This window comes from Ectobacillus sp. JY-23 (genome assembly GCF_023022965.1).
GTDB lineage: Bacteria > Bacillota > Bacilli > Bacillales > Bacillaceae_G > Ectobacillus.
Genome location: NZ_CP095462.1, coordinates 1,253,808 through 1,280,178 on the forward strand (window position 1 = coordinate 1,253,808; position 26,371 = coordinate 1,280,178).

General features: G+C 39.5%; 27 protein-coding genes. 9 read left to right on the forward strand and 18 right to left on the reverse strand.

The genetic code is table 11. From position 1 onward, the window contains the following. Window positions 1–59 precede the first annotated feature (59 nt). Complete coding sequence (locus tag MUG87_RS06470) at window positions 60–422, forward strand: YugN family protein (protein ID WP_247086627.1); 363 nt, start codon at window positions 60–62, stop codon at window positions 420–422. A 28-nt stretch (window positions 423–450) separates the two neighbouring features. On the opposite strand, the gene MUG87_RS06475 is transcribed toward MUG87_RS06470, so the two are convergent. From MUG87_RS06475 to coxB, 6 genes are all read right to left on the reverse strand, one after another. Then, entirely contained in the window at window positions 451–834 is a 384-nt protein-coding gene (locus tag MUG87_RS06475; RefSeq protein WP_247086629.1) for an Asp23/Gls24 family envelope stress response protein, read from the reverse strand. A gap of 42 nt (window positions 835–876) precedes the next feature. Continuing rightward, window positions 877–1,782, reverse strand: a complete 906-nt coding sequence (gene ctaG / locus MUG87_RS06480; protein WP_247086631.1) for a cytochrome c oxidase assembly factor CtaG — start codon at window positions 1,780–1,782, stop codon at window positions 877–879. A gap of 68 nt (window positions 1,783–1,850) precedes the next feature. Next, window positions 1,851–2,183 carry a cytochrome c oxidase subunit IVB gene (gene ctaF, locus MUG87_RS06485; protein ID WP_247086633.1) on the reverse strand — a complete coding sequence of 111 codons (333 nt, stop codon included), beginning with the start codon at window positions 2,181–2,183 and terminating at the stop codon, window positions 1,851–1,853. A gap of 3 nt (window positions 2,184–2,186) precedes the next feature. Next, window positions 2,187–2,810 (reverse strand): cytochrome c oxidase subunit III, encoded by a 624-nt coding sequence (ctaE, locus tag MUG87_RS06490; protein ID WP_247086635.1) that lies wholly within the window; start codon window positions 2,808–2,810, stop codon window positions 2,187–2,189. Next, on the reverse strand, window positions 2,810–4,669 hold the full coding sequence (ctaD, locus tag MUG87_RS06495; RefSeq protein ID WP_247086637.1) for a cytochrome c oxidase subunit I: 1,860 nt from the start codon (window positions 4,667–4,669) through the stop codon (window positions 2,810–2,812). Before ctaD ends, ctaE begins: the two co-directional genes overlap by 1 nt. Before the next feature lie 20 nt (window positions 4,670–4,689). Continuing rightward, window positions 4,690–5,739 (reverse strand): cytochrome c oxidase subunit II, encoded by a 1,050-nt coding sequence (gene coxB / locus MUG87_RS06500; RefSeq protein ID WP_247086639.1) that lies wholly within the window; start codon window positions 5,737–5,739, stop codon window positions 4,690–4,692. A 959-nt stretch (window positions 5,740–6,698) separates the two neighbouring features. On the opposite strand from coxB, the gene MUG87_RS06505 reads away from it, so the two are divergent. After that, on the forward strand, window positions 6,699–7,595 hold the full coding sequence (locus tag MUG87_RS06505) for a COX15/CtaA family protein (RefSeq protein WP_247086641.1): 897 nt from the start codon (window positions 6,699–6,701) through the stop codon (window positions 7,593–7,595). A 32-nt stretch (window positions 7,596–7,627) separates the two neighbouring features. Here the strand turns inward: MUG87_RS06505 and pyc are convergent, their stop codons facing one another. From pyc to MUG87_RS06520, 3 genes are all read right to left on the reverse strand, one after another. After that, complete coding sequence (pyc, locus tag MUG87_RS06510; RefSeq protein ID WP_247086643.1) at window positions 7,628–11,074, reverse strand: pyruvate carboxylase; 3,447 nt, start codon at window positions 11,072–11,074, stop codon at window positions 7,628–7,630. Window positions 11,075–11,491: 417 nt separating this feature from the next. Continuing rightward, window positions 11,492–12,667, reverse strand: coding sequence for an FtsW/RodA/SpoVE family cell cycle protein (locus MUG87_RS06515; protein ID WP_247086645.1), 1,176 nt, complete (start codon window positions 12,665–12,667; stop codon window positions 11,492–11,494). A gap of 122 nt (window positions 12,668–12,789) precedes the next feature. After that, window positions 12,790–13,074, reverse strand: coding sequence for an Fpa/YlaN family protein (locus MUG87_RS06520; protein WP_124564909.1), 285 nt, complete (start codon window positions 13,072–13,074; stop codon window positions 12,790–12,792). Between the two features lie 256 nt (window positions 13,075–13,330). On the opposite strand from MUG87_RS06520, the gene MUG87_RS06525 reads away from it, so the two are divergent. After that, the gene (locus MUG87_RS06525) at window positions 13,331–13,825 is read left to right on the forward strand and encodes a peptidyl-prolyl cis-trans isomerase (RefSeq protein WP_247086648.1); all 495 of its coding nucleotides are present in this window, start codon (window positions 13,331–13,333) and stop codon (window positions 13,823–13,825) included. An 80-nt stretch (window positions 13,826–13,905) separates the two neighbouring features. Here the strand turns inward: MUG87_RS06525 and MUG87_RS06530 are convergent, their stop codons facing one another. Then, on the reverse strand, window positions 13,906–15,234 hold the full coding sequence (locus MUG87_RS06530; protein ID WP_247086650.1) for a PhoH family protein: 1,329 nt from the start codon (window positions 15,232–15,234) through the stop codon (window positions 13,906–13,908). 147 nt (window positions 15,235–15,381) lie between these two features. After that, window positions 15,382–15,837, reverse strand: coding sequence for a pyridoxamine 5'-phosphate oxidase family protein (locus MUG87_RS06535; RefSeq protein ID WP_247086652.1), 456 nt, complete (start codon window positions 15,835–15,837; stop codon window positions 15,382–15,384). 115 nt (window positions 15,838–15,952) lie between these two features. Between MUG87_RS06535 and MUG87_RS06540 the strand changes: the two genes are divergently transcribed. Continuing rightward, entirely contained in the window at window positions 15,953–16,153 is a 201-nt protein-coding gene (locus MUG87_RS06540; protein WP_247086653.1) for a YlaI family protein, read from the forward strand. A 1-nt stretch (window position 16,154) separates the two neighbouring features. Further along, the gene (locus MUG87_RS06545) at window positions 16,155–16,556 is read left to right on the forward strand and encodes a hypothetical protein (protein WP_247086654.1); all 402 of its coding nucleotides are present in this window, start codon (window positions 16,155–16,157) and stop codon (window positions 16,554–16,556) included. Between the two features lie 17 nt (window positions 16,557–16,573). Here the strand turns inward: MUG87_RS06545 and MUG87_RS06550 are convergent, their stop codons facing one another. From MUG87_RS06550 to typA, 3 genes are all read right to left on the reverse strand, one after another. Next, window positions 16,574–16,858 carry a hypothetical protein gene (locus MUG87_RS06550; RefSeq protein WP_247086655.1) on the reverse strand — a complete coding sequence of 95 codons (285 nt, stop codon included), beginning with the start codon at window positions 16,856–16,858 and terminating at the stop codon, window positions 16,574–16,576. A gap of 9 nt (window positions 16,859–16,867) precedes the next feature. Then, window positions 16,868–17,149 carry a YlaH-like family protein gene (locus tag MUG87_RS06555; protein WP_247087544.1) on the reverse strand — a complete coding sequence of 94 codons (282 nt, stop codon included), beginning with the start codon at window positions 17,147–17,149 and terminating at the stop codon, window positions 16,868–16,870. 117 nt (window positions 17,150–17,266) lie between these two features. Next, a complete protein-coding gene (gene typA, locus MUG87_RS06560) occupies window positions 17,267–19,117 on the reverse strand; it encodes a translational GTPase TypA (protein WP_290429022.1) in 1,851 nt (616 codons plus the stop codon). Window positions 19,118–19,466: 349 nt separating this feature from the next. Between typA and MUG87_RS06565 the strand changes: the two genes are divergently transcribed. Beyond that, a complete protein-coding gene (locus MUG87_RS06565; RefSeq protein ID WP_247086657.1) occupies window positions 19,467–19,646 on the forward strand; it encodes a DUF5325 family protein in 180 nt (59 codons plus the stop codon). Between the two features lie 101 nt (window positions 19,647–19,747). Here the strand turns inward: MUG87_RS06565 and MUG87_RS06570 are convergent, their stop codons facing one another. Beyond that, entirely contained in the window at window positions 19,748–20,530 is a 783-nt protein-coding gene (locus tag MUG87_RS06570; RefSeq protein ID WP_247086658.1) for an inositol monophosphatase family protein, read from the reverse strand. Window positions 20,531–20,609: 79 nt separating this feature from the next. Next, on the reverse strand, window positions 20,610–20,798 hold the full coding sequence (locus MUG87_RS06575) for a hypothetical protein (protein WP_124564900.1): 189 nt from the start codon (window positions 20,796–20,798) through the stop codon (window positions 20,610–20,612). Between the two features lie 339 nt (window positions 20,799–21,137). Here MUG87_RS06575 and MUG87_RS06580 point away from each other — a divergent pair, with 339 nt between their 5' ends. Next, window positions 21,138–21,755, forward strand: coding sequence for a YktB family protein (locus MUG87_RS06580; protein WP_247087546.1), 618 nt, complete (start codon window positions 21,138–21,140; stop codon window positions 21,753–21,755). Between the two features lie 111 nt (window positions 21,756–21,866). Here the strand turns inward: MUG87_RS06580 and MUG87_RS06585 are convergent, their stop codons facing one another. Both MUG87_RS06585 and MUG87_RS06590 read right to left on the reverse strand, forming a co-directional pair. Further along, the gene (locus tag MUG87_RS06585; protein ID WP_247086659.1) at window positions 21,867–22,136 is read right to left on the reverse strand and encodes a UPF0223 family protein; all 270 of its coding nucleotides are present in this window, start codon (window positions 22,134–22,136) and stop codon (window positions 21,867–21,869) included. A 9-nt stretch (window positions 22,137–22,145) separates the two neighbouring features. Then, on the reverse strand, window positions 22,146–23,105 hold the full coding sequence (locus MUG87_RS06590; RefSeq protein ID WP_247086660.1) for an NAD(P)H-dependent flavin oxidoreductase: 960 nt from the start codon (window positions 23,103–23,105) through the stop codon (window positions 22,146–22,148). Between the two features lie 551 nt (window positions 23,106–23,656). Here MUG87_RS06590 and MUG87_RS06595 point away from each other — a divergent pair. Together MUG87_RS06595 and MUG87_RS06600 are read left to right on the forward strand one after the other, a co-directional pair. Beyond that, on the forward strand, window positions 23,657–25,129 hold the full coding sequence (locus MUG87_RS06595; protein ID WP_247086661.1) for an aminotransferase class I/II-fold pyridoxal phosphate-dependent enzyme: 1,473 nt from the start codon (window positions 23,657–23,659) through the stop codon (window positions 25,127–25,129). Window positions 25,130–25,515: 386 nt separating this feature from the next. Further along, complete coding sequence (locus MUG87_RS06600; protein ID WP_247086662.1) at window positions 25,516–26,340, forward strand: protein-glutamine gamma-glutamyltransferase; 825 nt, start codon at window positions 25,516–25,518, stop codon at window positions 26,338–26,340. The last annotated feature ends 31 nt before the right edge of the window (window positions 26,341–26,371 follow it).

A 26,371-nucleotide genomic window follows, 5' to 3' on the forward strand; every position in this document is an offset into this window, starting at 1 on the left:
TCTTACTATTCGTACTATTATAAATCTAGACAGCATTTTCATACAAAGGGGGACATACCATGAAGTTGAATGGGACAGAGTTAGATGAGCAAATTGTTGATTTCTCTCGCCTAACTGAAATTATGAATGACTACGGATTCGTTTTAGCTGGTCAATGGGACTATGAACGTGCAACATATGACTATAAATTCGAATTATTGAAAGATGTATATTATTTACGTGTACAAGCTTATGCAATTGAGGGTGACTTAGGGGGACGTCACGCTCGTGTAAAACTTCTGACACCGTTACTTGGCAAGCATTATTATCCACATGGTGTAGAGTATGGTGAAAAAGAACAATTTCCAAACAACGTAGTACAAAAAAGCAAACAGCTTTTACATAATGTAAGCGCAGCCTTAAAAGCATTGCCTACGGATTAAAAATAAAAAGCAGCATGTTTGCTGCTTTTTATTTTTTCTTCATTACTCGTACGACATGCACGTGAACAGCCTGAACAGGCACTCCTATTATTGTTTCTACTTCTTTTTTGACATGCTTCTGTACAAAACAAGACGTTTCAAGTATAGGAAAATACAAAGACAAAGCGACTTTTATTCTAATCACAATCCCTTTTTCTTCGTACGACAAAGTAATCCCTTTTTCTTCACGCTTACTACAAGTGATTCCAAGCAAAGTTTCCCTTATGTTTGAAACAGTGTGAACCACACCATTCACTTCGCACACAAGCACATGTATGAGCTCCTTCAATGTTTGATCTGCTTTATGCAAAGTCTCCATTGCATCTATCCGTTCAAGCCCCATCATCGGCCCCCGCTTTGCTTTTTCTTTCATTCTATGCACATACAGCAAAGGCGGTTCGGACGGCAAATAATCTTATTCGGAGCGCATATATGGCGGCACATCATACACACCGCTTTTTTCCTTTTCTCTTTCTTGTCTCACCCACCTAAAAAACACATAGCCAATTAAAGTACCATATACAAGCTCTTGTACAATTTTCATAACAATTCCGCCCGTACGTTGATCCTCTAGAGGAGGTAGCCAATTTAAAAATTCAGGACCGCTTAAATGTAAAGACGAGAGCGTATCCGGGGGAACACACAGCTCCATTGCCTTTAGCCAGGCTTGCGGATCGGTATATGTTAAAAACAACGGTTTGCTTGCAAAAATAATAAGTGCGCAGGCGGGTGTTAACAACATGCCGTTGGCAAAGATATAACCTATTTTTTGAATTTCACTTAATGTTTGCATCTGCGATAATGGATTTAGTACAGGCCACCACATCATAATGGCCATAAAAAATAAAATTGCCAATGTGATAGGGTGCAACAGCTGACTTTGCTTTACCACATCAAAAACAAACGGCAGATGATACAAGGAGAATAATCCATTAAATACAAACAAAGCAATAAGTGGCTTTGCAAATATGTTTACTGTAGCCCGCACAGACTGGTAGCTAAGCGCATATACAAGAAGCCATTGAGGCATGCCTAAAATGAGCAATGGTGGCACCGCGATAAACAAGATAGCCATTTCCGTCATATGGGCACTAAAACTGATATGACCAAGCAAATCAAGTGGTCCGCCCTTAACCATATACAATAATATCATTCCACTTACAAAGTATACTTGCTGTCGTTTGCTTACTTTCTCAGCATTAGGAAAACGAGAACGGTATCTCCCAATAATTAGAAAATAAGCAACTATAATCGCAGCTGTAAAAATGAAGAACACAGGACTCCATAATGCCTCAAAGCCGAAAATCCATAAATTACTCATGTTGCAACGCTCCTCTTTATATTATTGATAAAAAAGGGATTGATGTACATCAATCCCTTTTTGTCATCTTACAGCCAAACAATCGTTACAAATGCCAGCACAGTTAAAAACGCAACCAAAATACCGGAGTATAAGAACAATGAAGGAGCCTCATGTCCTTTGTGACTCATGTGCATAAAATAATACAACTGAAAAATAACTTGCACAACAGCCAACACCAAAATAAACGGTACCGCAAAAAGTGGAGTGAACGTTTTTGGATATGCAACTGCAACGAATGCTACAACCGTTAAGAAAATCATCAATGCAAAAGTAATGATCTGATGTTTCATTTCCTCTGCATTTTTCTTTCTACGATAGGCAAGATCTACATTCGGATTTCCAGTTTGTTTTGTCGCCATTGTTTATCCCACCATCCCCATCAAATATACTACAGTGAAAATAAACACCCAAACTACGTCAATAAAATGCCAATATAAAGAAGCAACATAATACTTTGGTGCATTATATAAATTTAATCCGCGCTTCGCATTTCTAACTACCAACGTTGTTATCCATAGCAAGCCGAAGAATACGTGGGCACCGTGCGTACCAACTAGCGTATAGAATGCTGAACCAAACGCACTGCTTTTCATCGTCAACTTATACTCATGTATATAGTGATTGAACTCATAAATTTCAAGACCTAAAAACCCTGCACCAAGCAATACAGTAATAATTAACCAAAATTGCATTTGCTTGAAGTTAAAGTTCTTCATATGATACATAGCATACACACTTGTTAAACTACTTGTTAACAGGAGCATTGTCGCAACAAACACAAGTGTCATATCAAACATTTCTTGTGTTGACGGACCACCATTTGTTGAATTTTTTAAAGATAGATATGTGGCGAAGAGAGAGGCAAACAGTACCGTCTCTCCCCCAAGGAACAACCAAAATCCTAAAAACTTATTTTTCCCTTCAAGGGTCGCTCTTTCTGCATCAGCAGGGAATGTTTCAGCTGTGAATTTCTCTTCTGCATGCATTATGCCTTCCCCCCCTTGTCATCCTCTAGGTCTTCTTTATGGATATGATAGCCGTGATCATCAATTACAGAGCGAAGGAACATCGCACCGAGTGTAATCAGTAAACCAATTAACGCTACTGCAAGCCACAGCTTGTCTTTTCCACCTTCCATATACATGGCCCCAAACGCTGCAACAAACAATCCGAACGACGTCACGAACGGTAAGAAGGATGAGTTTGGCATGTGAATATCACCAACAGGCTCAGCCGGCGTCATTTCTTTTTTACCTTCCATTTTCTCAATCCAGAATGCATCTAAACCACGTACAAACGGTAATTGCTTAAAGTTGTATTCTGGTGTCGGACTCGGCAATGCCCACTCAAGTGTACGTCCGTCTCCCCAAGGATCACGGCCGGCAGGTTTACCAGAAGCTGTTGTTTTCACGATATTGTACAATAGCACAATTACGCCCAATGCCATAAAGATTGCGCCGATAGAACTGATTAAGTTCCCTGTTTCTAGACCCTGATTTGGTAAGAAAGTAAAGTAGCGACGCGGCATTCCCATTAAGCCTAAGAAATGCTGAATGAAGAACGTTAAGTGGAAGCCACTAAAGAACAACCAAAACGATACCTTACCAAGACCTTCATCCAAAATCTTACCAAACATAAGAGGCCACCAATAATGCACACCTGCTAATAGACCTAATACAACACCGCCCACGATAACATAGTGAAAGTGCGCTACTACGAAATAAGAGTCGTGGAACTGATAGTCAGCTGGAGCTGATGCTAGCTGAATACCTGTAACACCGCCCATTACGAACGTTGGAATAAAAGAAACTGCGTACAGCATCGCTACTGTAAAACGAATATTTCCGCCCCAAATCGTAAAGAGCCAGTTAAAAATTTTAATACCAGTCGGTACCGCAATCGCCATGGTTGCTACTGCAAAAATGGAGTTTGCAATTGGACCAAGACCCGTTGTAAACATATGATGCGCCCATACCATGAATCCTAAAAATCCAATCAATACCGTTGCAAATACCATGGAAGAATATCCAAACAAACGCTTTTTAGAAAACGTTGCAAGAATCTCGGAGAAAATACCAAATGCCGGCAAAATCAAGATATATACTTCCGGGTGACCGAAAATCCAGAATAAATGCTCCCAAATTACTGTGTTGCCACCAAGAGCCGGATTAAAAAACTGTGTTCCGAATAAACGATCAAGTCCTAATAGAGCTAAACCTACCGTTAACGGAGGAAACGCAAACAAAATTAAAGCAGATACTACAAACCCAGTCCAAGTAAACAAAGGCATACGCATATATGTCATACCTGGTGCACGCATATTAATAATCGTTACCAAGAAATTAATACCACCAATTAATGTTCCGATACCGGAAATTTGAAGCCCCAGTATGTAAAAATCCACACCATGTGTTTTTGCAGCCATTGTTAGTGATGCGTAAGATGTCCACCCTGCATCAGGTGCGCCCCCTAAAAGCCAACTTGCATTTAAGAAAACGCCACCAAAAAAGAATAACCAAAAGCCTAGTGCGTTAATATACGGAAACGCTACGTCTCGTGCCCCGATTTGAAGCGGTATAACCGCGTTCAAAAATGCAAACACAAGCGGCATGGCTGCCAAAAAAATCATCGTTGTGCCGTGCATCGTCAGAACCTGGTTGTATGCATCCCCTACAAGAAAATCATTGTTGGGAATCGCCAACTGATAACGAATAAACAACGCTTCTAAGCCGCCGGCTAAAAAGAATATGCCACCTGCCATCAAGTAGAGAATGGCAATCTTCTTATGGTCAACCGTTGTTAAGTAGTCCCAAAGAACACTTTTTTTCTTTGCTACAGAACTCACGTCTTTACCCCCTCTTCCCCTTACTTCTCAACCTTTAAACCTAGCAGATACGCAGTTAATGCATCCACTTGCTCATCGGTTAAATTGCCGTATTTACCAGTCATTAAGTTCCCCGGCTTCATGCCTTCAGGATCCTTTAACCATTGTTTTACATTTTCTTCATTGTTTTCTACAATACCAGCTACCAACTCACGATCGCCAAAGTTAGCTAAGTTTGGCGCGATACGTGCAGCCGCTGGTCGTGCGTCATTTGCATCTACCGCATGGCAACCAATACAACTCTTTTGGAAAATCTCTTGTCCTTCTTCTGCTTGTGCGGATGCTGTTGTTTGCTTACCATCAAGCTTGTTCATGGATGCTGTCCAAGCCTCATATTCTTCCGGACTAACCGCTTTTACCTTAAACTGCATTAAAGCATGGGAAGGTCCGCAAAGCTCTGTACAAAATCCGTTATAAGTGCCAGGATTATCAGCTTTCAACCACATCATGTTCACATTGTCCGGATTGGTATCAATTTTTCCTGCTAATGAAGGTACCCAGAATGCGTGCTTAATATCTGCTCCCTTCAGGTTTAAGTACACTTTCTTCCCTGTCGGAATCACCATATCCTGAGAAGTCACAATCTTCTCATTTTTATAAGCAAATTCCCACCAGTACAAGCGTGCACTTACATCAATAACAATCGTATCTTTATCAAGCTTTTGCTTTTGCGCAGGCTTTACATCTGCTAACTTGAAGGTGTATGTAACAGTTGGAACAGCCAACACCAACAAGAGAAGAATCGGAATTACAGTCCAAATGATTTCAAGCTTATGATTGCCCTCCACCTGTTTTGGAATATAGTTCTCCTGCCCTTTCTTTTGACGGAACTTCACGACTACATAAATAAAGATCGCCGTAACCACCAATACAACGAGTACCATGATTGCAGTTGATAATAGCAATAAATCATATTGCATCTTCGCCACTTCACCTTGCGGAATCAAGGTAGATTGAAAGTCTTTACCGCATCCCCCTAACAGTAAAGCCAGCAAGGAAACGAGCGAAACCAGTCGCCACTGTTTCATCATTCATAAACCCCACTTTCTTTGTTGATTAGATTGTACTTTATAAAAATTAAAGTAAACCCCATGTAAAAATTCCCCCTTCTTCTTCAACAGCTATGCAAGCGTATTTCATGAAGAAGTACATAAAAAACCGCGAACGAAAAGCCCTTCGCCCCCCATTCACTTGCCGCATGACAAGTCCGTTTTTTATGCATACATATCAAAATGGCAACGACTCGGCATTACCTATGTAACTCCACTATTTATTTGTCTCGTTGAGAGAGAAAGCGCGTACAAATTTTGATGTACGTTACATGGCCGTGATCTTATACATGAATAACAAATCATTTTCAAGACCACAAATACCGTTCTTTTAAAACCACGTACATTTTCAGTTCAGACCTATATAACAATATTATTACAGTAGAAATATTGTTTTATAGAAAAATAGAAACCGTACTTATCCTGCCCTCATCTAAGAACGGCAGCCCTATCACTTAGTCTATAAACTTACTCGACTATATTAAAACATATTTCATGAAGAATTTGTGAAAGAAACTTAAAATTTTTGTGTCTTTTCACAACATTGCGCTTTCTACTATAATCATAACATGAAATACCTTATTATGATAAACCATTTTGTCAAATTTCTCACACAATTGTTTATACTCATAAATGTATCTCGCTATACTTTCTAAAATTGTACTTTTTTTGTCATATATCACTTGCTCTGTCCTATGAGCTATCGTGTATAATAGCAATCTGTAGGAATAGCGTTTTCATTTTGAAATTTGTTTTCTTGCTTTTACCGCGGATATTATTGTAATGCGGTAGACACAATGAAAAAGTTATTCAGGAAACCATAGCCTAAATTTATATGTTACAGTTATGAGTTAACCCTGATGCCCCATCCGGTGCTGCATCGTTTTCTACTTGTATTTATATGTACCACTATAACTTCATAGAGAAAGAGAGTGAACCGTTTGCAACGTTTGTTAAAAATTCTAGGCGTTATAACAAGCTTTGTTTTATTATTTGTTTTACTTGGGGGAGCTCTTGTGACAAAAACAGGCTCCGGACAAGGCTGCGGTAAATCTTGGCCGCTTTGCCACGGAAAAATCATACCCGATCCTTTGACTTTAGAAACGGTCATCGAATTAAGCCATCGAATTGTTTCAGGTTCTGCGGGGATTCTAGTGCTTTTATTATGTGTGTTATCTTGGTTTTTCTTAAAAGCACGTGAAGCAAGACCACTTGCTGTCGTTTCTTTCTTATTTCTAATTGCACAGGCCCTTCTTGGAGCTGCCGCTGTTGTTTGGGGACAATCAGCTGCTGTATTGGCACTTCACTTCGGTATTTCTTTAATTTCGTTCGCATCTGTTATTTTGCTGACACTGCTGATCTTTGAAGTGGACAAGAAGTTTAATGCGCAAGCCCTTATTGTTGATAAAAAAATGAAGTTTCACATTTACGGTATTACATTGTATAGCTACATCGTTGTATACACAGGGGCTCTTGTACGACATGAGCGAGCGAGCTTAGCATGCCCAAGCTTCCCGCTTTGTAGCAAAAACAGCGCTCTTCCTACTCAATTTCACGAGTGGGTACAGATGGGTCATCGCTTTGCTGCGATGCTTATCTTCTTCTGGATTTTATACGCGGCTGTTTTAGCCGTTCGTCAGTATAAGCATGAGCGTGTTATCTATTGGGGCTGGCTAGTTGCACTCATTCTTGTGTCCTTGCAAGCAGTTTCCGGTATGCTTGTTGTGTATACAGAACTAAATCTATACGTTGCATTGTTACATGCGTTGTTTATTTCTTGCTTGTTTGCTGTACTGTGCTATCTGTGCATGCTTGCAAGAAGAAGTAAAACACGTTAAAAAATCCTATCCCCAATGGGGATAGGATTTTTTTATTTTACAAGTTCGATTAGCAAATCACCTGTTTGGATAGCATCGCCATCTTTTACAAACAGCTCTTTAATGACACCAGCAAACGGTGCTTGTACAGTCGTTTCCATTTTCATAGCTTCTGTAATTGCCAAGGATTCTCCTTTTTTAATCGTGTCACCTGGCTTTACTAGTACTTTAATAACCGTACCTGGCATTGTCGCGCTAATATGCTGTGGGTTGTCTTTGTCCCCTTTAATACGCTGTGCAATCGCTGATTTAATGCTTTCATCCTTAATAATTACTTCACGAGGTTGACCGTTCAATTCAAAGTATACAACACGCGTGCCATCGGCTTGCGGCTCACTGATGGAAACAAGTTTAACATTTAGTGTTTTCCCTCTTTCAATTTCCATCTCTACTTCTTCTCCTAAACGCATCCCATAGAAAAATGTCGGTGTGTCCAAAACGGAAACATTGCCGAACTTATCAAATATCGTTTGATATTCCATGAACACCTTTGGATATAAGGCAAACGACAATAAATCAAACATTGTTACTTGACGCTTCAACTTATGGAATAATGTTTCCTGTAAATCCTGAAAATCCACAGGCTCCAGCAATTCACCCGGGCGTACGGTAATAGGCTCTTTTCCTTTTAAAATAATGCGCTGCAGCTCTTTCGGGAAACCACCGTGTGGTTGTCCTAAATATCCCTCGAATAACTCAACGACAGAATCAGGAAAATCCAGTGTTTCACCACGCTCATATACCGCATCTTCTGTTAAGTTGTTTTGCACCATAAACAACGCCATGTCACCCACAACTTTAGAAGACGGTGTAACTTTGACAATGTCACCAAACATATCATTGACACGACGATACATGGTTTTTACTTCATCAAAACGATCTGCTAAACCAACCGCTTTCGCTTGTTGCTGCAGATTACTGTACTGTCCACCTGGCATTTCGTGCATATACACTTCCGTATGAGGCGCATTCATGCCACTTTCAAAGCTTACATAATATTTACGAACATCTTCCCAATAATGTGAAAGCTCCTCTAGAGCTTTAATATCTATATCCGGACATCTTTCGTCTCCTTCAAGTGCATAATATAACGTACTCGCGCTTGGCTGTGACGTTAAGCCAGCCATAGAGCTCACTGCAACATCAACAATATCTACCCCAGCTTCAATTGCCTTTACATAAGTGAAAATGCCGTTTCCACTCGTATCATGCGTATGCAAATGAATTGGAATAGAAACTGTTTCTTTTAGACTAGATACTAGGTCATACGCAGCTGCAGGCTTCAATAAACCAGCCATATCTTTGATTCCCAATATATGCGCTCCCGCATTCTCCAATTCTTTCGCCAAATTTGTATAGTATTTCAAATCATATTTACTGCGTGACGAATCATGGATGTCACCTGTATAACAAATGGCTGCTTCCGCCAGCTTACCATTTTGCCGAACTGCATCAATAGCTACTTTCATGCCTTCCGCCCAGTTTAAGCTATCAAATATACGGAACACATCAATCCCGCCTTGTGCGGAAGACTCAACAAACTTACGAATAACATTATCGGGATAATTTTTATAACCTACTGCATTAGAAGCACGGAGCAGCATTTGAAATAATACATTTGGCATACGCTCGCGCAGGTGCAACAAACGTTCCCATGGATCTTCTTTTAAGAAACGATAGGCAACATCAAATGTGGCACCGCCCCACATTTCTGCAGAGAATAGATTTGGCAATAAACGTGCTGTTGGCTCAGCAATTCGCTTTAAATCTTGCGTACGAACACGTGTTGCAAGAAGTGATTGATGACCGTCACGGAACGTTGTGTCAGTTAAAAGTACACGCTTTTGCTCCTGCACCCACTTGACAAGTCCATCTGCGCCGCGCTCTTCTAAAATTTGTTTTGTACCGGACGAGATTGGTTCAGAATATTTGACTTTCGGCATACGCGGCTCAGCAAAAATTGGCTTTTCTTTCTTACCAATACCTGGAAAACCATTAACTGTAACAGAACCTATGTAAGAAAGCATTTTGGTTCCGCGGTCTTTTCTCTTTGGAAACACAAATAATTCAGGTGATGAATCAATGAAAGAGGTATCATATTCACCCGACATAAAGTTTGGATGTTTGACCACATTTTCTAAAAATGGAATATTTGTTTTAATGCCACGAATTCGAAATTCTTTTAAGTTTCTCTCCATTTTTGCCGCAGCTTGCTCAAATGTGAGCGCCCACGTGGTTACCTTAACGAGTAAGGAATCATAGTACGGCGTAATAACGGCTCCTTGAAAGCTGTTACCAGTATCTAAACGAACGCCGAACCCGCCGCCCGAACGATATGCCATAATTTTACCTGTGTCTGGCATAAAGTTATTTAACGGATCTTCCGTTGTCACACGTGATTGAATGGCATAACCATTTGTTCGGATTTCCTCCTGCGCGGGAATGCCAACTCTGTTGCTGTGAAGCAGAAACCCATCTGCAATTAAAATTTGTGTTTGAACAATATCAACACCTGTTATCATTTCGGTGATAGTATGCTCTACTTGTACACGAGGATTTACTTCAATAAAGTAAAATTTATCTTCCTTTACAAGAAATTCTACTGTACCGGCATTTAAATAGTTTACATTTTTACAAAGCTGTACAGCTGCCTCGCAAATCGCCATCCTAAGACCTTCCGGTAAAGAAACACTCGGCGCTACCTCAACTACCTTTTGATGGCGGCGTTGTACAGAGCAATCGCGCTCGTATAAGTGAACTATATTACCACTTTTATCTGCCAGGATCTGCACTTCAATATGCTTTGGATTTTCCACAAACTTTTCTACATACACTTCATCGTTTCCAAACGCAGCCTTTGCCTCTGATTTTGCACGATGATATGCCTCTTCAACACCAGAAGCGTTGCGAACAATACGCATTCCTCTTCCGCCCCCACCTAGCGAGGCTTTAATAATGATTGGGTATCCATGCTCTTCTCCAAACGCAACGACTTCTTGCAGGCTTCCTACAGGGCCATCACTGCCTGGGATTACCGGAATATCGGCTGCCTGTGCCTGCGCTCTTGCTTTTACCTTATCGCCAAACATATCTAAATGTTCACTTTTAGGACCTATGAAAATGATGCCTTCTTCTTCACAACGCTTTGCAAAATGAATATTTTCCGATAGGAACCCGTAGCCAGGGTGAATAGCATCAACCTGATTACTTTTTGCAATCTCAATAATGCCTTCAATATCCAAATACGCATCAATTGGCTTTTTTCCGGCTCCTACTAAGTAAGCTTCATCCGCCTTGTAACGGTGATAGGAACCAGTATCTTCCTTCGAATAAATAGCTACTGTACGAAGTCCTAGCTCTGTGCACGCCCGAAACACACGAATCGCAATTTCGCCACGGTTAGCAACTAGCACTTTTTGAATATTCTGCAACTTTTCCATATAAATCCCCCTCTACTTTGCTGCGACGGCAGGTATGAAAACTATTTTAATCATCATACCTTATTTTGAAGAAAATGATAAGTATTCTGTACTATCTGTTACACAAATTTATTATACCACACAAAAAACAATCACCACACAAAAAGTATGTCACATACATTTAATATAACATACTAATTTGTTTATTTTTTATGTTTTTATTAACAATTAGTCATCTTAAGCCATTTTATCGACATTTTCTTTGCTTACTACTACAATATATAGCTATTCTTCTCACTGTTATCAAATTCATACATATTGTATTCTGACATTGCTTCTTTAAATAAACGTAACAAAAAGCTACCGAATGAAATCGACAGCTTTTTATTGTTCTAGAATACTATATGAAAATGAAACAGCTACCCTCTGTATCTAACCTTACTTTATCACCACAAGATGAGGCTTTGGTGATAAATCTGGTTTTGTTTCTTGTGCTCGAACCTGAGCTGATATATTTAACAGCAGTCCTACCGACATGAGATTGACAAGCAAGGAACTACCACCAGAGCTAATAAACGGAACAGGCACACCTGTAAGAGGCAACAAACCTGTTACACCACCTATATTTACAAAAGTCTGTATAGCCAACATACTGCCTATACCAATTGCCAAGAAACTCGCAAACGGATCTTTACTTTGACGTGCCAATTGAAACGAACGAAGTATAATAGTGAGCAAGCTTACCAGCACGATAAGAACACCCATAATCCCTAACTCTTCTGCAATGATTGCCATAATGAAATCTGTATGAGGTTCTGGTAAGAATCCAAGCTTTTGAATACTGTTTCCGAGTCCCGCCCCTCCTACGCCACCTTCCGAAATAGCAATAAGGGAGTTGATGAGATGAAAGCCGTCTCCCTTAGCATCTGCAAATGGATTTGCGGCAGCTGTGAAACGAGACTTTTGCTCGGCATTCAAAACATAGTTGTAGGCAATATAAAGCATTGGGGCCCATACAATCCCGGTAACTGTAAAACGCTTTACAAGTAATTTGATAGAAACACCTGAACACAAGAGCATGGCGCCAATAATAGCAGCAATTAACAAATCTGTCCCTAAATCTTTTTGCATTAAAATTAATCCAAGTACCATTATTAAAAAAAACGCTATACTGCCAATCCCTTGCATATATGATATCGGCTGTTCATGCTTTTTTGCCAAGAAACGGGAAAGTGCAATGATGACTGCAAGCTTAGTAAATTCCGCAGGCTGCACACCAAAAATCCAACCTTTCGCACCGTTTACTACATCACCTTTAATAACCGTCAGCAGTAATATTATAGGTACAAATGTATAAATCATTAATGTAACTAGCCGCGTTTTAAACACAGATAAACGCAAACGATAGATGAGTAACACCAATAAAAGACCTGGTATCATGATTTTCAACTGTGAAAGGAAAAAATAATCACTTTTCAAACCGACTTTTTTCAAACTCCCCTTTACTAAAGGCACAATTGAACTTGCACTATATACCATAATCAGACCGAACGCACACAACAAAATAAGCGGAAGTATTAAAGAGTAATCCAATGACTTCCATGACTTTTTCATATTCATTCCTCTTTCTTGCGTGATAATTCCTTTATTCTATGTATCTGCGCATTCATCCTGCCATGTATAGCATGAATGATAAAAAAGCTCAAACATGAGTTTGAGCTCTCTATTTGAACCCGCTATTGTCTCTTTGTAAAAGCATCGTGCAAAGCGGACAATTCTCGTTCTAATTCCCCAAGAATTTCTTTCCCCTGCACTTCTTCAATGAGCCCGAGCCGAACGGCAAAATCAACTTCTCTGGACAATCCAAACATTTGCGTATCCAGCACCTCTTCATACAACGGACATTGGGGCATAGTCAGATGGTCCATCTGTACTTGAATGAGTTTTAAAATCTTTTCTGCATCAGCTTTTAGAAGGGCTAGTGCCTTTTCCTGATGATTTGTTACTGTCTCAGACGCCAAATTCATTCCCTCCGTTTCCGTCCAACTCTCCTAACTATCTTTTAATATTAAAGATAGTTACAGGAAAATGCAATAGAAATATTTCTCTACTCCATTACAGATGACAACGCTTCATAACCAGATTATACTTAGATAAGCGCTTTAACATAGCCAGAGGACAAGAATGGCTTATTTCCAAGTGCATTCATTACTTTATTTAGCTCGTATAAACATTGTTAGGTGTATGGGAATTGTATATGCAGAGGGGGAAGTCACAATGAGTGATATTATATTCATCAACGGCAATGTATCTTACTCCATCACACTAGATCCTGGAGTATGGATTTTTGATGATCGAAAAGTAGATTTGCTTACCTATTTTGAAGAAGAACGTTCCAATTCTGATGAATTAGAAGCTTACAAAAAAGCGGTTTCTGCTCATTGGGATAGAGAGATTCGTGAAGGGGCGGTATTCCCGCCGGTTAATAAAAGTATCTCTAGATTTGAGAAAGAAAAAATTATTAAAGGCACATTCGGTATACCCTTACGGCCATTTTTAGAGCACGCCATGCCGGGTACTGATGCGCAAAAGGTTTTGCTCAAAACAGAAATGAATACATATACCCTTACTATGGAAGAAGCCATGGAAGCTATTCTTGGCTTTTCAAAAGAGGGCAAGCCCCTAAAAGATGGGCCTGCACACTTTTATTTTGGCGATGGACGCAACAAAACCGCTCCAATTACGCACATTAGACAGCTTACTGTTATATAAAGTTTAAAAACTAACGACTGTTGTTAATGGTTATATTTTGTTTTATATAAAAAGGGGCGCTTGTTGTAGCGCCCCTTTTTTTACAATAAATCAGCAGCAAGTTGTGCCAAGTTCGAACGCTCACCTTTGACAAACTTGACATGCCCGCTAATTTTTTGTTCTTTGAATCTCTCTACCACATATGTTAAACCATTATTGTATTCATCTAAATACGGATGATCAATTTGCTGCGGATCTCCCATCAACACAATTTTACTCCGCTCTCCCACACGTGTTAAAATCGTTTTGACTTCATGCTTTGTTAAGTTTTGTGCTTCATCAATAATAATGAATTGCTCTGGAATACTTCGCCCACGAATGTAGGTGAGGGCCTCTACTTCGATGGAACCCATCCCTGCTAAAATTGCGTCCAGCTCTCCTGGTTTTTTTGTATTGAATAAGTACTCCAAATTATCGTAAATTGGTTGCATCCACGGGCGAAGTTTTTCTTCTTTTTCTCCCGGTAAGTAGCCGATATCTTTTCCAACTGGGACAATCGGGCGTGCCACAAGTAGCTTCTTGTATAATCCTAAGTCTTCCGTTTGCATCAATCCGGTGGCAAGCGCCAACAATGTTTTACCAGTACCTGCTTTCCCGATTAGCGTTACGAGAGGAATATCATCCCGCAGCAGCATTTCCATTCCCATAATCTGCTGCACATTTCGCGGACGCACACCCCAAACTTGTTCATTTTGAAATACAAGTTTCTTAACCTTTTTACCGGTCTGATCCACAATACCAACAGCTGATCCGGACCCACCAACTACATCTTTCATTAAAACAAATTGATTGGGATAAAATGGATGATTAGCCAAATCCGTGACTGTTAGTTCCCCTTTTTCATAAAATTTATTTAAAATCTCTTTTTGTATGTAACACTCTAAGAAGCCTGTATATATATTATCCATTTCAATTACACGATCACTCAAATAATCTTCTGCTTGCAATCCCAGTGCATCAGCTTTGACTCGCACCAAAACATCCTTACTCACAAGAATAACAGGTCTGCCATCCGGTTTGCTCTGTTCTTCTAAATACAGATTTTTCGCGACTGCTAAAATACGATTATCATTGGTTTTTTCCACAAAAATTTCTTGCAATTGCACAAACGAACGGTGGTTTAATTCAATACGAAATGTGCCGCCATTTTCAAGCGGAATGCTTTCGTGCAACTTACCAATTTCACGAAATTTATCAATAAGTTTAGATACATGGCGAGCATTTCGCCCAACTTCATCCATGTAACGTTTTTTAGAATCCACTTCCTCCAGCACAACTGCAGGGATTACTACCTCGTTGTCCGCAAAAGAAAAAATTGACAATGGATCCTGTAAAAGCACATTCGTGTCAAGCACATATATTTTGCTCAATCTGCTACCCCCCGACTCCACTGAACAAGATTCTATCCGATAGGACGAACCGTTTGCTATCAATATATGTCACACCAAGCAGAGATAGAATGTGTTACAAGAAAAACATCTGTGTAAATCCCATGTAACATCGTATAGAAGCATATTTTATATTTGTTTAATTGCTATCAGCACCTGATTATCCAGCTTAGTAGCTGCACGTAAATCATATGTTTTTTCATATTTTGGTTCTGTAGATAGTTTAGACCCATAAAACATGACATCGCGCACCTCTTCAATATGTACCTCGAGTAATGCTAATTTCAGAGGCACCCCTTCCATACGATCTGTTATGATACGAGTACTTCCTGCTACAGAATAGACCGACTCATTTGCCATTATATTTAATACAATGCTCGGGTTATGGCGGATGTTTTCTACAATGCGAGAGCGTTGATCTACTGCAAAACGAACGGTTGCCATGTCCATAGCATATACCCAAGAAATTGCACTAACATTTGGAGCAGCCTTTTCAAAATCAATTGTTGCAACAGTTACAATTCGTTCCTCACGTAAAGCATAAAGCAATTCGTCATTTAATGTAGATTCTACTGCATTTGCCATTGTCACACCTCCCTTTCTTTCATGATACACTTAATTCTGAATAATTAAAATATTTTTTTCTACTGTTTGAAACGTGCTATACTAAAAGTAATGGATTTTGAATAGAGGTGAAAATATGAGAGTCAAATGTGTATTATGTGAAACCATTGAAAAATTGGATGATGAAAACCCTATTGCAAAACGGTTGCGCAATCGCCCTATTCATACATATATGTGCGAAAGCTGTCAGGATAGAATTACCGTGCGAACAAAGGCACGGTTAGCAACAGGAAATTTCCATCTCTATCGCGATAAAAAGACTGAAGAGGAGTGGTGAGGTGCAAAAAGGGCTTTTTGCAGGTACAATTGCGGGGATTGTATTAGGTTTATCTCTAAAATTCATGCAAGCTCTAACAGGAAGCAAGGTATACACCCTGCTCCTCAACGTCGATTTTATTCCCTATATGAATCAACAATGGTCTGAAGCGACTGAGTTTTCTTTTCACTTAATTATTTCTTTGCTCATCGGCATGGTGTTGCATATACTGGCAAATCGCGGTTGGCATCCTTGGCAAACTGCCTACCTCCTCACGCTACCAACTATTTTTTTATACTTTCCTCTTACCGTACTGGCCATAAAAGATGTACCGGCGCCAAATGATTGGTTTGCCTTTAGTCTGTGGATAATTGGTCATATGTTATATGCTATATCACTTGCCTACACGTACAGTAAAAGGTGACCCAAGCGGGTCACCTTTTACTTATAGTTTTGAAACTTTTGTGGCTCACGCTCCATTTGTTCCACATAGCAATCGATTAATTCAGATGGAAAGCGCGCCGTTTTCTCCAATCCATGAGCAGTGTAATATACCATATACATTTCCTCATATTTTTCGAGCTTTGTTTCTGTTACGCCATGTTCATGAAAAAGCATATCTGCAAACAATGCATATGTTTCCTTTGCTGCTTCGTCATCCGGCCTAGCTTCTGCTACAGTTTTAATAGTTAACCAATTGTAAAGAGCATCCTGTATTGAACGCATCGGTCCCTCCTAAGCCTGCTTTGCTTGATGCAAACGCAGTTTATAAATTCCCAATACGATAGCCGCTACCACTAATCCTTCCGCTACAGGTAAAAAGATTGCAAAAAAAGTTAAAATAGAGCAACCTAAAATAAGCAGTATGTATATAATGACATTCTGCAACATCGGTAGCTTTCTAGCAAACCCAAGATTATATACCAATATACTAAGTACAATGATTGTACCGTACAGCCACCACATGCCAATTTCCGGATTCTCGGCTACATTGTAAAGCCTTGCAAAAAATGACATTCTCTCCAATACATCCACTTTTATTTCTCCCCTTTTGCTTATGTTACTATAAGAGTAACGCTCTTTATTTGAACTGTCTACAAAAAAAATCCCGACAATTTTGTCGGGATTCTTATTTTATTGCTCCATTTCCGCATACTTTTTCTTTTTAGCAATACGTTCTCGTTCGTTTTTATCCAAAATCTTTTTACGCAAACGGATAGACTCAGGTGTTACTTCACAATACTCATCTTCGTTTAAGTATTCTAAAGATTCCTCAAGTGTCATAATGCGAGGCTTTTTCATTGTTGTTGTTTGGTCTTTATTTGCAGAGCGAATATTTGTCGCTTGTTTTACTTTTACGATGTTAACTGTTAAGTCGTTCTCACGCGTATGTTCACCGACAATCATGCCTTCGTATACCTCTGTACCAGGCTCAAGGAAAATGATACCCCGGTCTTCTACCTGCATAATACCGTACGTAGACGCTTTTCCAGCTTCCATGGAAACAAGCACACCTTGACGACGTCCACCGACTTGTCCTGGCTGCATCGGCTGGTAGCTGTCAAATGAGTGGTTGATAATGCCGTATCCGCGTGTTAGCGTTAAGAACTCTGTTGTATAACCAATCAAGCCGCGTGCTGGTACCATGAACACAAGACGCACTTGACCGTTTCCATTGTTAATCATATCAAGCATCTCACCCTTACGAGCGCCCATAGATTCAATAATGGAACCTGTATACTCTTCCGGCACATCTACCTGTACGCGCTCAACCGGCTCACAGCGTACACCATCAATATTTTTGATGATTACTTCCGGTTTGGATACTTGTAATTCATATCCTTCACGGCGCATATTTTCAATTAGAATAGATAAGTGAAGCTCTCCTCGTCCAGATACAATCCAAGCATCTGGAGAATCCGTATTTTCAACACGCAAACTTACATCCGTTTGCAACTGTGCGCGCAAACGCTCTTCAATTTTACGAGCTGTAACGAATTTACCTTCACGGCCTGCAAACGGACTATTGTTTACAAGGAACGTCATTTGCAATGTCGGCTCATCAATACGAAGTACAGGAAGCGCTTCTTGATGCTCAGCCGGACAAACTGTTTCACCGACGTTAATATCTTCCATACCAGATACTGCTACTAAATCACCCGCTTTTGCCTCTTGGATTTCTTCACGCTTCAAACCGAAGAAACCAAAGATTTTTGTTACACGGAAAGACTTTACAGTACCATCAAGCTTCATTAAAGCAACTTGTTGTCCTACCTTCATCGTACCGCGGAAGACGCGTCCAATTCCGATACGCCCTACATAGTCATTATAGTCAAGCAATGCAACTTGGAATTGAAGTGGTTCCTCGTGATTATCAATTGGTGCCGGAATATGTTCAACAATTGTATCAAACAGAGATTTCATATTTTCTTCTTGATCAGCCGGATTTGGGCTTAAGCTTGCTGTACCGTTAATACCAGAAGCAAATACAACAGGGAACTCTAACTGTTCTTCATCAGCACCAAGCTCAATAAATAAGTCTAATACCTCATCAACCACTTCTTCTGGACGAGCAAAGTCACGGTCAATTTTGTTAACCACAACAATTGGTGTCAGCTTTTGTTCCAACGCTTTTTTTAATACAAAGCGTGTTTGTGGCATACATCCTTCATAAGCATCAACAACAAGTAGTACGCCATCTACCATTTTCATAATGCGCTCTACTTCTCCACCAAAGTCAGCATGGCCCGGTGTATCCAAAATATTAATGCGCGTATTATTATAATTAATGGCTGTGTTTTTAGCCAAAATTGTAATACCACGTTCTCTCTCTAAGTCATTAGAATCCATCGCGCGCTCATCTACTTGCTCATTGGTGCGGAACGTTCCCGCTTGACGAAGCAACTGGTCAACCAATGTGGTTTTACCATGGTCAACGTGGGCGATAATCGCGATATTACGTAAATCTTCTCGTTTTTTCAATATATCCAACTCCTAGTGTCTCTTTTTCATCCTTTTCTATTATAAGAGCGAAACCTACCGGTTGCAATCTCTAATGTAGCGTATTACTCACTAAACCGCTTTCATAATGATATATCTGACTCACATACCCTATTTACCGTATTGCGCCTCCTCTGCATACATTACAAATCCGAACTGAGTATGGCACGTCTCACTTTTCCCATTCATCTAAAAGAATATCGTTTTTCTTTATTGATATAGTTGTTTTCTCACCATTTCATACAGTACAATAAAAATACTGAATAAACTGTTTGAAGATTTGTTCTTTTATCTTTAGACTACATGAATTGAGATTATTGCGGAAGGTGAAAACATGGAACATATTCAATATCGGTTGTTGATGATTGCTCTTGTTGCCGTTATTTTTATGATAGGCATCGGTATTATGATTGCAGAAAAAAGCTCTGCAGGTGCCATTGTATGTGTGATTGGAACGATTGTTTCTATCGGCTACGGATTTGTCACAAAGCGAAAATTACGTAAACAATCCTGATACATAGTCATTTATGTATCTCAGTATTGCCACTTTTAATTGTAAGCATGCTTAAAAACAGACAATGCGACGTCTGAAAGAGTGCGTCGCATTGTCTGTTTTTACTTTACATATGTTAAAAGTTCTTCATAAACACCAGGTTTCGCTGCTAATACAGGTCCTTTTTCAATAGGACTCAAAACTGCCCCGTTAAAGTTTGTAACAATGCCTCCGACTTCCGATAAAATAACTGCTCCCCCGCCGAAGTCCCAAGGAGATAGTCTTGGTGTGATATATCCATCTAGTCTTCCCGTCGCTACATACACCATCTCTAATGCAGCACATCCATAGGAGCGAGATCCTCTAGAACGTCGTACCAATTCACCCATACGTTCATAATCCAGCATACGATTTCTTGTCAGCCATGTCGCATTAATACCAATTACACTTTCTTCCACTATCCCTGCCTTTAATTTCGGAATCTCAATATCATTACAATAAGCACCTTGTCCTTGAACAGCACTGTACATTTCGTCATGGACCGGATCATATACTAAGCCAATCTTTCCTTGTCCATTATGATAGATACCGATAGAGATTACAAAATTGCGCTTTTGATGAACAAAGTTCATCGTGCCATCTATCGGATCAATGAGCCATAACGTTCCTTGTAAAGACCCTTCTTCATTTCCGTACCCTTCTTCACCAAGAATACGATGAAGCGGATATTGTTCTAAGATTTTTCCAATTAAAAACTGTTCAATATGTCGATCCATATTGGTTACAAGATCAGAGGCATTTGATTTCGTTTCAATTGTGAGAGACGTCTCTAAAGAATCTCTGAGCAGCCCCCCCGCTTCAAGCATCCACTGTTTTGCATGTAACGCTACCTCATTCCAATCCATTGCAACACCTCATTTTCACAGAAAAAACGAACCTATGCATAAGGTTCGCACCAATTTTGGTTTTATACATACCTTATTATTACGCTTCTAGGCGAATCATTTCAAGTCTGAGCGTCTCTAACTTTCTTTTGCACTCTTCTTTTTTCGTTTCGTCATTTTCAACCATCGCATCATATAATACCGCTAATTCGTAATCGAGCTCTAATCGCAATACCGGAATCCGCTTTTCTGCATCTGTTCTTTTCAGTGCGTTAATTACCTGTCTCATTTGTTTGCCTCCCACCTTCATGTAGTTTGCCCCTAAGCTTAATTTACTTAATTTTCAGTTATTTTGTTTTATACTATATTATGTGGGATAAATCCTCTATGCAACAAATTTGTATTTTTACCTAAAAAATTTTTTGAGCACCATTTTTTTCGAATGGTACAAGCTATGCTACAATAGATATCAATTTACTTTTCCCCGCGCGCTCTTAATACATCATTGTAGACTTACCGAGTGATGGTTTGCGAAACCTGACCTTTTGTTACAGATAATACGACAGCTATAGTTTATCTTTTAAGACTTCAAAAAGAGAAATAAATGCCACAAAGGAGATCGTTGATGATACAATTCGAAGGTTTTACAAAAAGTGATTTTAATACTTTTCATATAGAAGGTCTTGACGCACGAATGGCAGCAATTGAAGAACGTATTCGTCCAAAGTTCCGTACTATCGGTCAAATAGTAACAGACGATCTTTCCCTACATCTTGGTCAAGAAATGTTCTTACATATAGCTAAACATGCTCGCCGTACAGTGAATCCGCCCAAAGATACTTGGTTAGCGATTGCTGCAAACAAACGGGGCTATAAACAACATCCGCACTTTCAAATCGGTTTGTTTGATGACCATGTTTTTATTTGGCTAGCATTTATTTATGAATTGCCTAATAAGGCGGAAATTGCGCGTGCATTTTTAAACAACTTGAACTTGATTGAGGCAACCGTTCCAAAAAACTTTCTTATTTCACAAGACCATATGAAGAAAGATGTAACTTCGATGAATGAAATTGAGTTAACAAACGCTCTTGAACGTTTTCGTGACATTAAAAAAGCTGAATTTTTAATTGGACGACATTTTGCAGCTAACGATCCTATTTTGGCGAACGGAAATGATTTTACAGAAGCTGTGAAAAGTACATTTAAAACCCTTATCCCGTTATATCACTTATCATTTCATTGAGTTACTACTTATTTACTAAGCTATGCTGTTTAAAGTAATTTTGGTAAAAATAACAAAAAATCGTCCAAACTAAAGGATTTGGACGATTCACACTTCAATGACATGCAATTTTCACATCTTAATTTTGTCGCTGTCTCCTAGCAATTTTGCCGCTTGTACAACACGGTAAGCGGAATACCCACTCATTTCTTCAAATTCATTACATAGCTTTTTTTCTTCTGCTTTACTTGGAACAATTTCCTTAAACCGGCGATATAAGCGCATAAATACATCCTTTTGTAGCCCTGCTTCATATGCTTTCTCAACGCCCTCATAAAAATGAATTACATCAATGATTTCGTCCGTGGACCAAGTATAGTCCATAGGATATTGATATTCCATGCCTTCACCTCATGACTTCCATTTTGTTCGAATTGTAGTAGCTTCATCTAACATGCGGACAAATAGTTCTTGAACAGTAGGGATATCTTTAATTCTTCCCATCACTTGTCCCGCCCATGCGAATCCTTGCTCTTCGTTACCTTCATATATGTACGCCCTATTTGCTGTTCCACTAATATAATCTTGAAGTTCTTCATAACCTTTCCCTTGCTGTTCTAGCTGTAAAATTTGATCTGTCCAAGCATTGCGGATTACGCGGGCCGGTGCTCCCAATGTTCTTTTAATAACTGCTGTGTCACTTTCTGACCCCTGTATCAAAGCGTCTTTATAAGCCTGATGAGCATGCACACACTCCTGCGTAGCAATAAAGCGTGTCCCCATCTCAATGCCTTCCGCACCAAGGCTAAGGGCCGCCATTAAGCCCCTACCGTCACCAATCCCCCCAGAAGCTACAACAGGAATGGATACAGCATCAACAACCTGCGGTACTAATACGATTGTTCCTACATCTTCGCGACCCAGATGTCCGCCGCCTTCTTGTCCGACCACCATAACAGCGTCAGCACCAAGTTCTTCTGCTTTCATAGCCTGCCGTCTCGCCGCAACCAACACGAGCTTTTTGATAGCCGTGCCTTCTAATTGCTTCATAATAGGAGCTGGGTTCCCACCTGTCATTGTCACAACAGGAACATTCTCTTCAACAGCAACCTCTAGCATATGCTCAAAGGGTCTACCATGCTGTCCAATTGCATAGTTTACACCAAACGGTTTGTTTGTCATACGGCGTACCTTATGTATCTCCTCTCGAAGCGCCTCGGGAGAAGGCAGACTCATCGCCGTAATCTGTCCAAGCCCACCAGCATTGCTAACAGCGGCTGCCAAATCCGCATATGCCAAATACGCTAAGCCACCTTGGACAATTGGATATTCAATGTTCAGTAACTTTGTAAGACGTGTGCTCCAGTTCATTATACCACTCTCCTTTTTATTACACTACTTCTTCACTAACGCTTAGCACTCCTTCTTCGCTTCCTAAACATCATAAGTTTCTTATCTCATTAGGCATCCCCGCATTTATACCTTGAAATAAGAGTCTCTAGCATGATTATACATACTATTGCGCTGACTGTTCTAAGCTTACGCTAGTATATCAAACGTAATTTTTCACGCTCTTGGGACAGAAAATATTTTCTCCTACTAGGGAAAATATTTTCTTTTCAATTATGATTGATTTTTAACTGAACTCTACACACTATGAACATTTTCTACACTATTGCTTTACAACCTTATTCACTTCAAATGGAAGTAAAAAAACAAACATATTGCAATTAATTTGCACCTTGCACTTCTTTACTACAAAGTCTAAATTTACAAGCCAATTTTAGGCAATCAAATTGACTAAATGAAAAATCTATAGTTTTCCTATACATTCAGTTTTATTAGTGATATAATTCATTTGTTTTGTATCGAATGACAGCTACTGTTCAGATAAATTTATTATAGGTAAAGGGGTGTATAGATTGTCCCAATTTGAAACACCGTTGTTCACAGCCTTAGTTGAACACAGCAAAAAAAATCCCGTTCAATTCCATATTCCTGGTCATAAAAAAGGACAAGGAATGGATCCTGAATTCAGGGAATTTATTGGGCATAATGCTTTATCCATTGATTTAATTAACATTGCACCTTTAGATGATTTGCATCATCCAAAGGGTATGATAAAAGAAGCACAAGCATTGGCTGCTAAAGCTTTTGGAGCAGATTATACTTTCTTCTCCGTACAAGGTACAAGCGGTGCAATTATGACGATGGTTATGAGCGTATGCGGACCAGGTGACAAAATCCTAGTACCGCGAAATGTGCATAAATCCGTTATGTCTGCGATTATCTTCTCAGGCGCAAAGCCTATTTTTATTCATCCAGAAATCGATCCCGTGCTTGGGATTTCACATGGTATGACGATTGCTTCGGTTAAACATGCATTAGAGGCTCATCCGGATGCTAAAGGATTATTAGTAATCAATCCGACCTACTTTGGATTTGCCGCCGATTTAAAACAAATCGTTGATATTGCACATGCTTACAACGTACCAGTTCTTGTAGATGAAGCACACGGTGTTCATATCCACTTTCATGAAGACTTGCCTCTATCTGCAATGCAGGCAGGTGCAGATATGGCTGCAACAAGTGTTCATAAACTGGGAGGCTCACTTACTCAAAGCTCAATCTTAAATGTCAAAGAAGGGCTTATAAACGTAAAGCACGTCCAATCTATCATTAGCATGCTTACAACTACATCTACTTCGTATATTTTATTAGCTTCTCTTGATGTAGCACGTAAACGATTAGCAACAGAAGGAAAAGCTTTACTTACCCAGACAATTGCATTGGCACAAGAAATTCGACGTGCTGTTAATAATATTGATATGCTGTATTGTCCAGGAGAAGAGCGACTGGGTACAGATGCTACGTTTGATTTTGATCCAACTAAACTCATCATATCAGTAAAAGATCTTGGCATTACAGGACACGATGCAGAGCGCTGGCTGCGTGAAAAACACAATATAGAGGTGGAAATGTCAGATTTATACAATATTCTCTGTATCATCACTTTAGGGGATACCGAAGAAGAGGCAGCCCTTTTAATTGCTGCTCTTCGTGATTTATCTGCTACATTCCAATCAAAAACAGATGGCAATGTAGAAATTGCCGCACAAGTTCCTGATATTCCCGTATTAGCTTTATCACCGCGAGATGCCTTCTATTCAGAGACAGAAATTGTACCGTTTGAAGAAGCTGCAGGACGAATTATTGCGGAATTTGTAATGGTATATCCACCAGGCATCCCAATTTTTACACCGGGTGAAATCATTACACAGGATAACCTTGATTACATTCAAAAAAATATGGAAGCAGGTCTTCCTGTTCAAGGGCCTGAAGACATGGAATTAAAAACATTACGCGTTATTAAGGAATATAAGCCCATCACTTGATGGGCTTATTTTTTCACCCATTTTGCCCATATCTCATAGGATAACAAAAAAAGTATATGAACAGGTCGAAAAACAACATTCTTTTGATAAAGATTGTGTTAAAGTCTGATATCGATAAGAGGTACTTATTGATTGGTATAGAGGAGATGAGAGCTCCTATAGGGAAAGCAGTTTAAAAAGAGTCCTGCAAATCAATAACGAGTTTTATCACATCCTAGATAAAAGAACCAGAGGGCACGTAGGTATTTTCAGGGTCCAAAAAGTTCTCGCCAAATCATACTCATAATTGAGTAAAGCAGTCTTACGTTTTTTTGTTGTTTTCATCTTAGCATTCTATTTGTTCATATACCTTAAAATCTTGCAGAAAACGTAAAGTGAGGTGGATTATGATTGTCATTGGTCGCTCTGTTGTGCTTCCTTTGCTAGAAGATTCCACAGAGCCTTTTTTCGACGAAAAACAAAAGATATTAGATGGGATGACCAGTAATCAAGAAGTATATGCTTATCAAACGGTTAACCAGCTTGCTTTTGATGTACAATTTCGTGTAAGTGTTATTTTAGCTTGTATTGATCTCTTTAATAGCGGGATACAGTTTAGAACTTTTAAATATGCATACTGCAACAATACGTTTTGGGAAATAACGCCTCAAGGTGGCTTTCGTCTAAAGCGTGATAAATTACCTGCTTTTGCAATACGTGATATTTTTAAAAACGGTTCCAAATACGGAACAGAATGTGCAACAGCCATGATTATTGTCATTTACAAAGCCCTGCTAGATTTATACACAGAAAAAGCCTTTAATGAGCTCTTTGCTGATTTGTTGCTTTATACATGGGATTACGATAAAGACTTGAAGCTAGTGACTAAAAACGGTGGAGAACTTCTTCCTGGAGATCTTGTGTACTTCAAAAATCCGCAGGTTAATCCTGCTACAATCGAGTGGCAAGGAGAAAATACCATATACCTAAATGACAACTTATTTTACGGCCATGGTGTTGGTGTAAAAACAAAAGAAGATATTATTATTACACTTAATACAAGGCGCTTTCCAGGAGCTTTTTTGTCTGCTTATCTTTCAGACCTTACGACACGTATTAATAGTGTGGAAATGAGCCAGTATGCGACAAAGCTACAAACAACACTAAAAGTTGTTCCAATTCGCGAAGATGCTATCATCGCTACAATCGGACACACTACAAGTGTAGTATAAAAGCAAAACAAGAGTCTGCACATGCAGACTC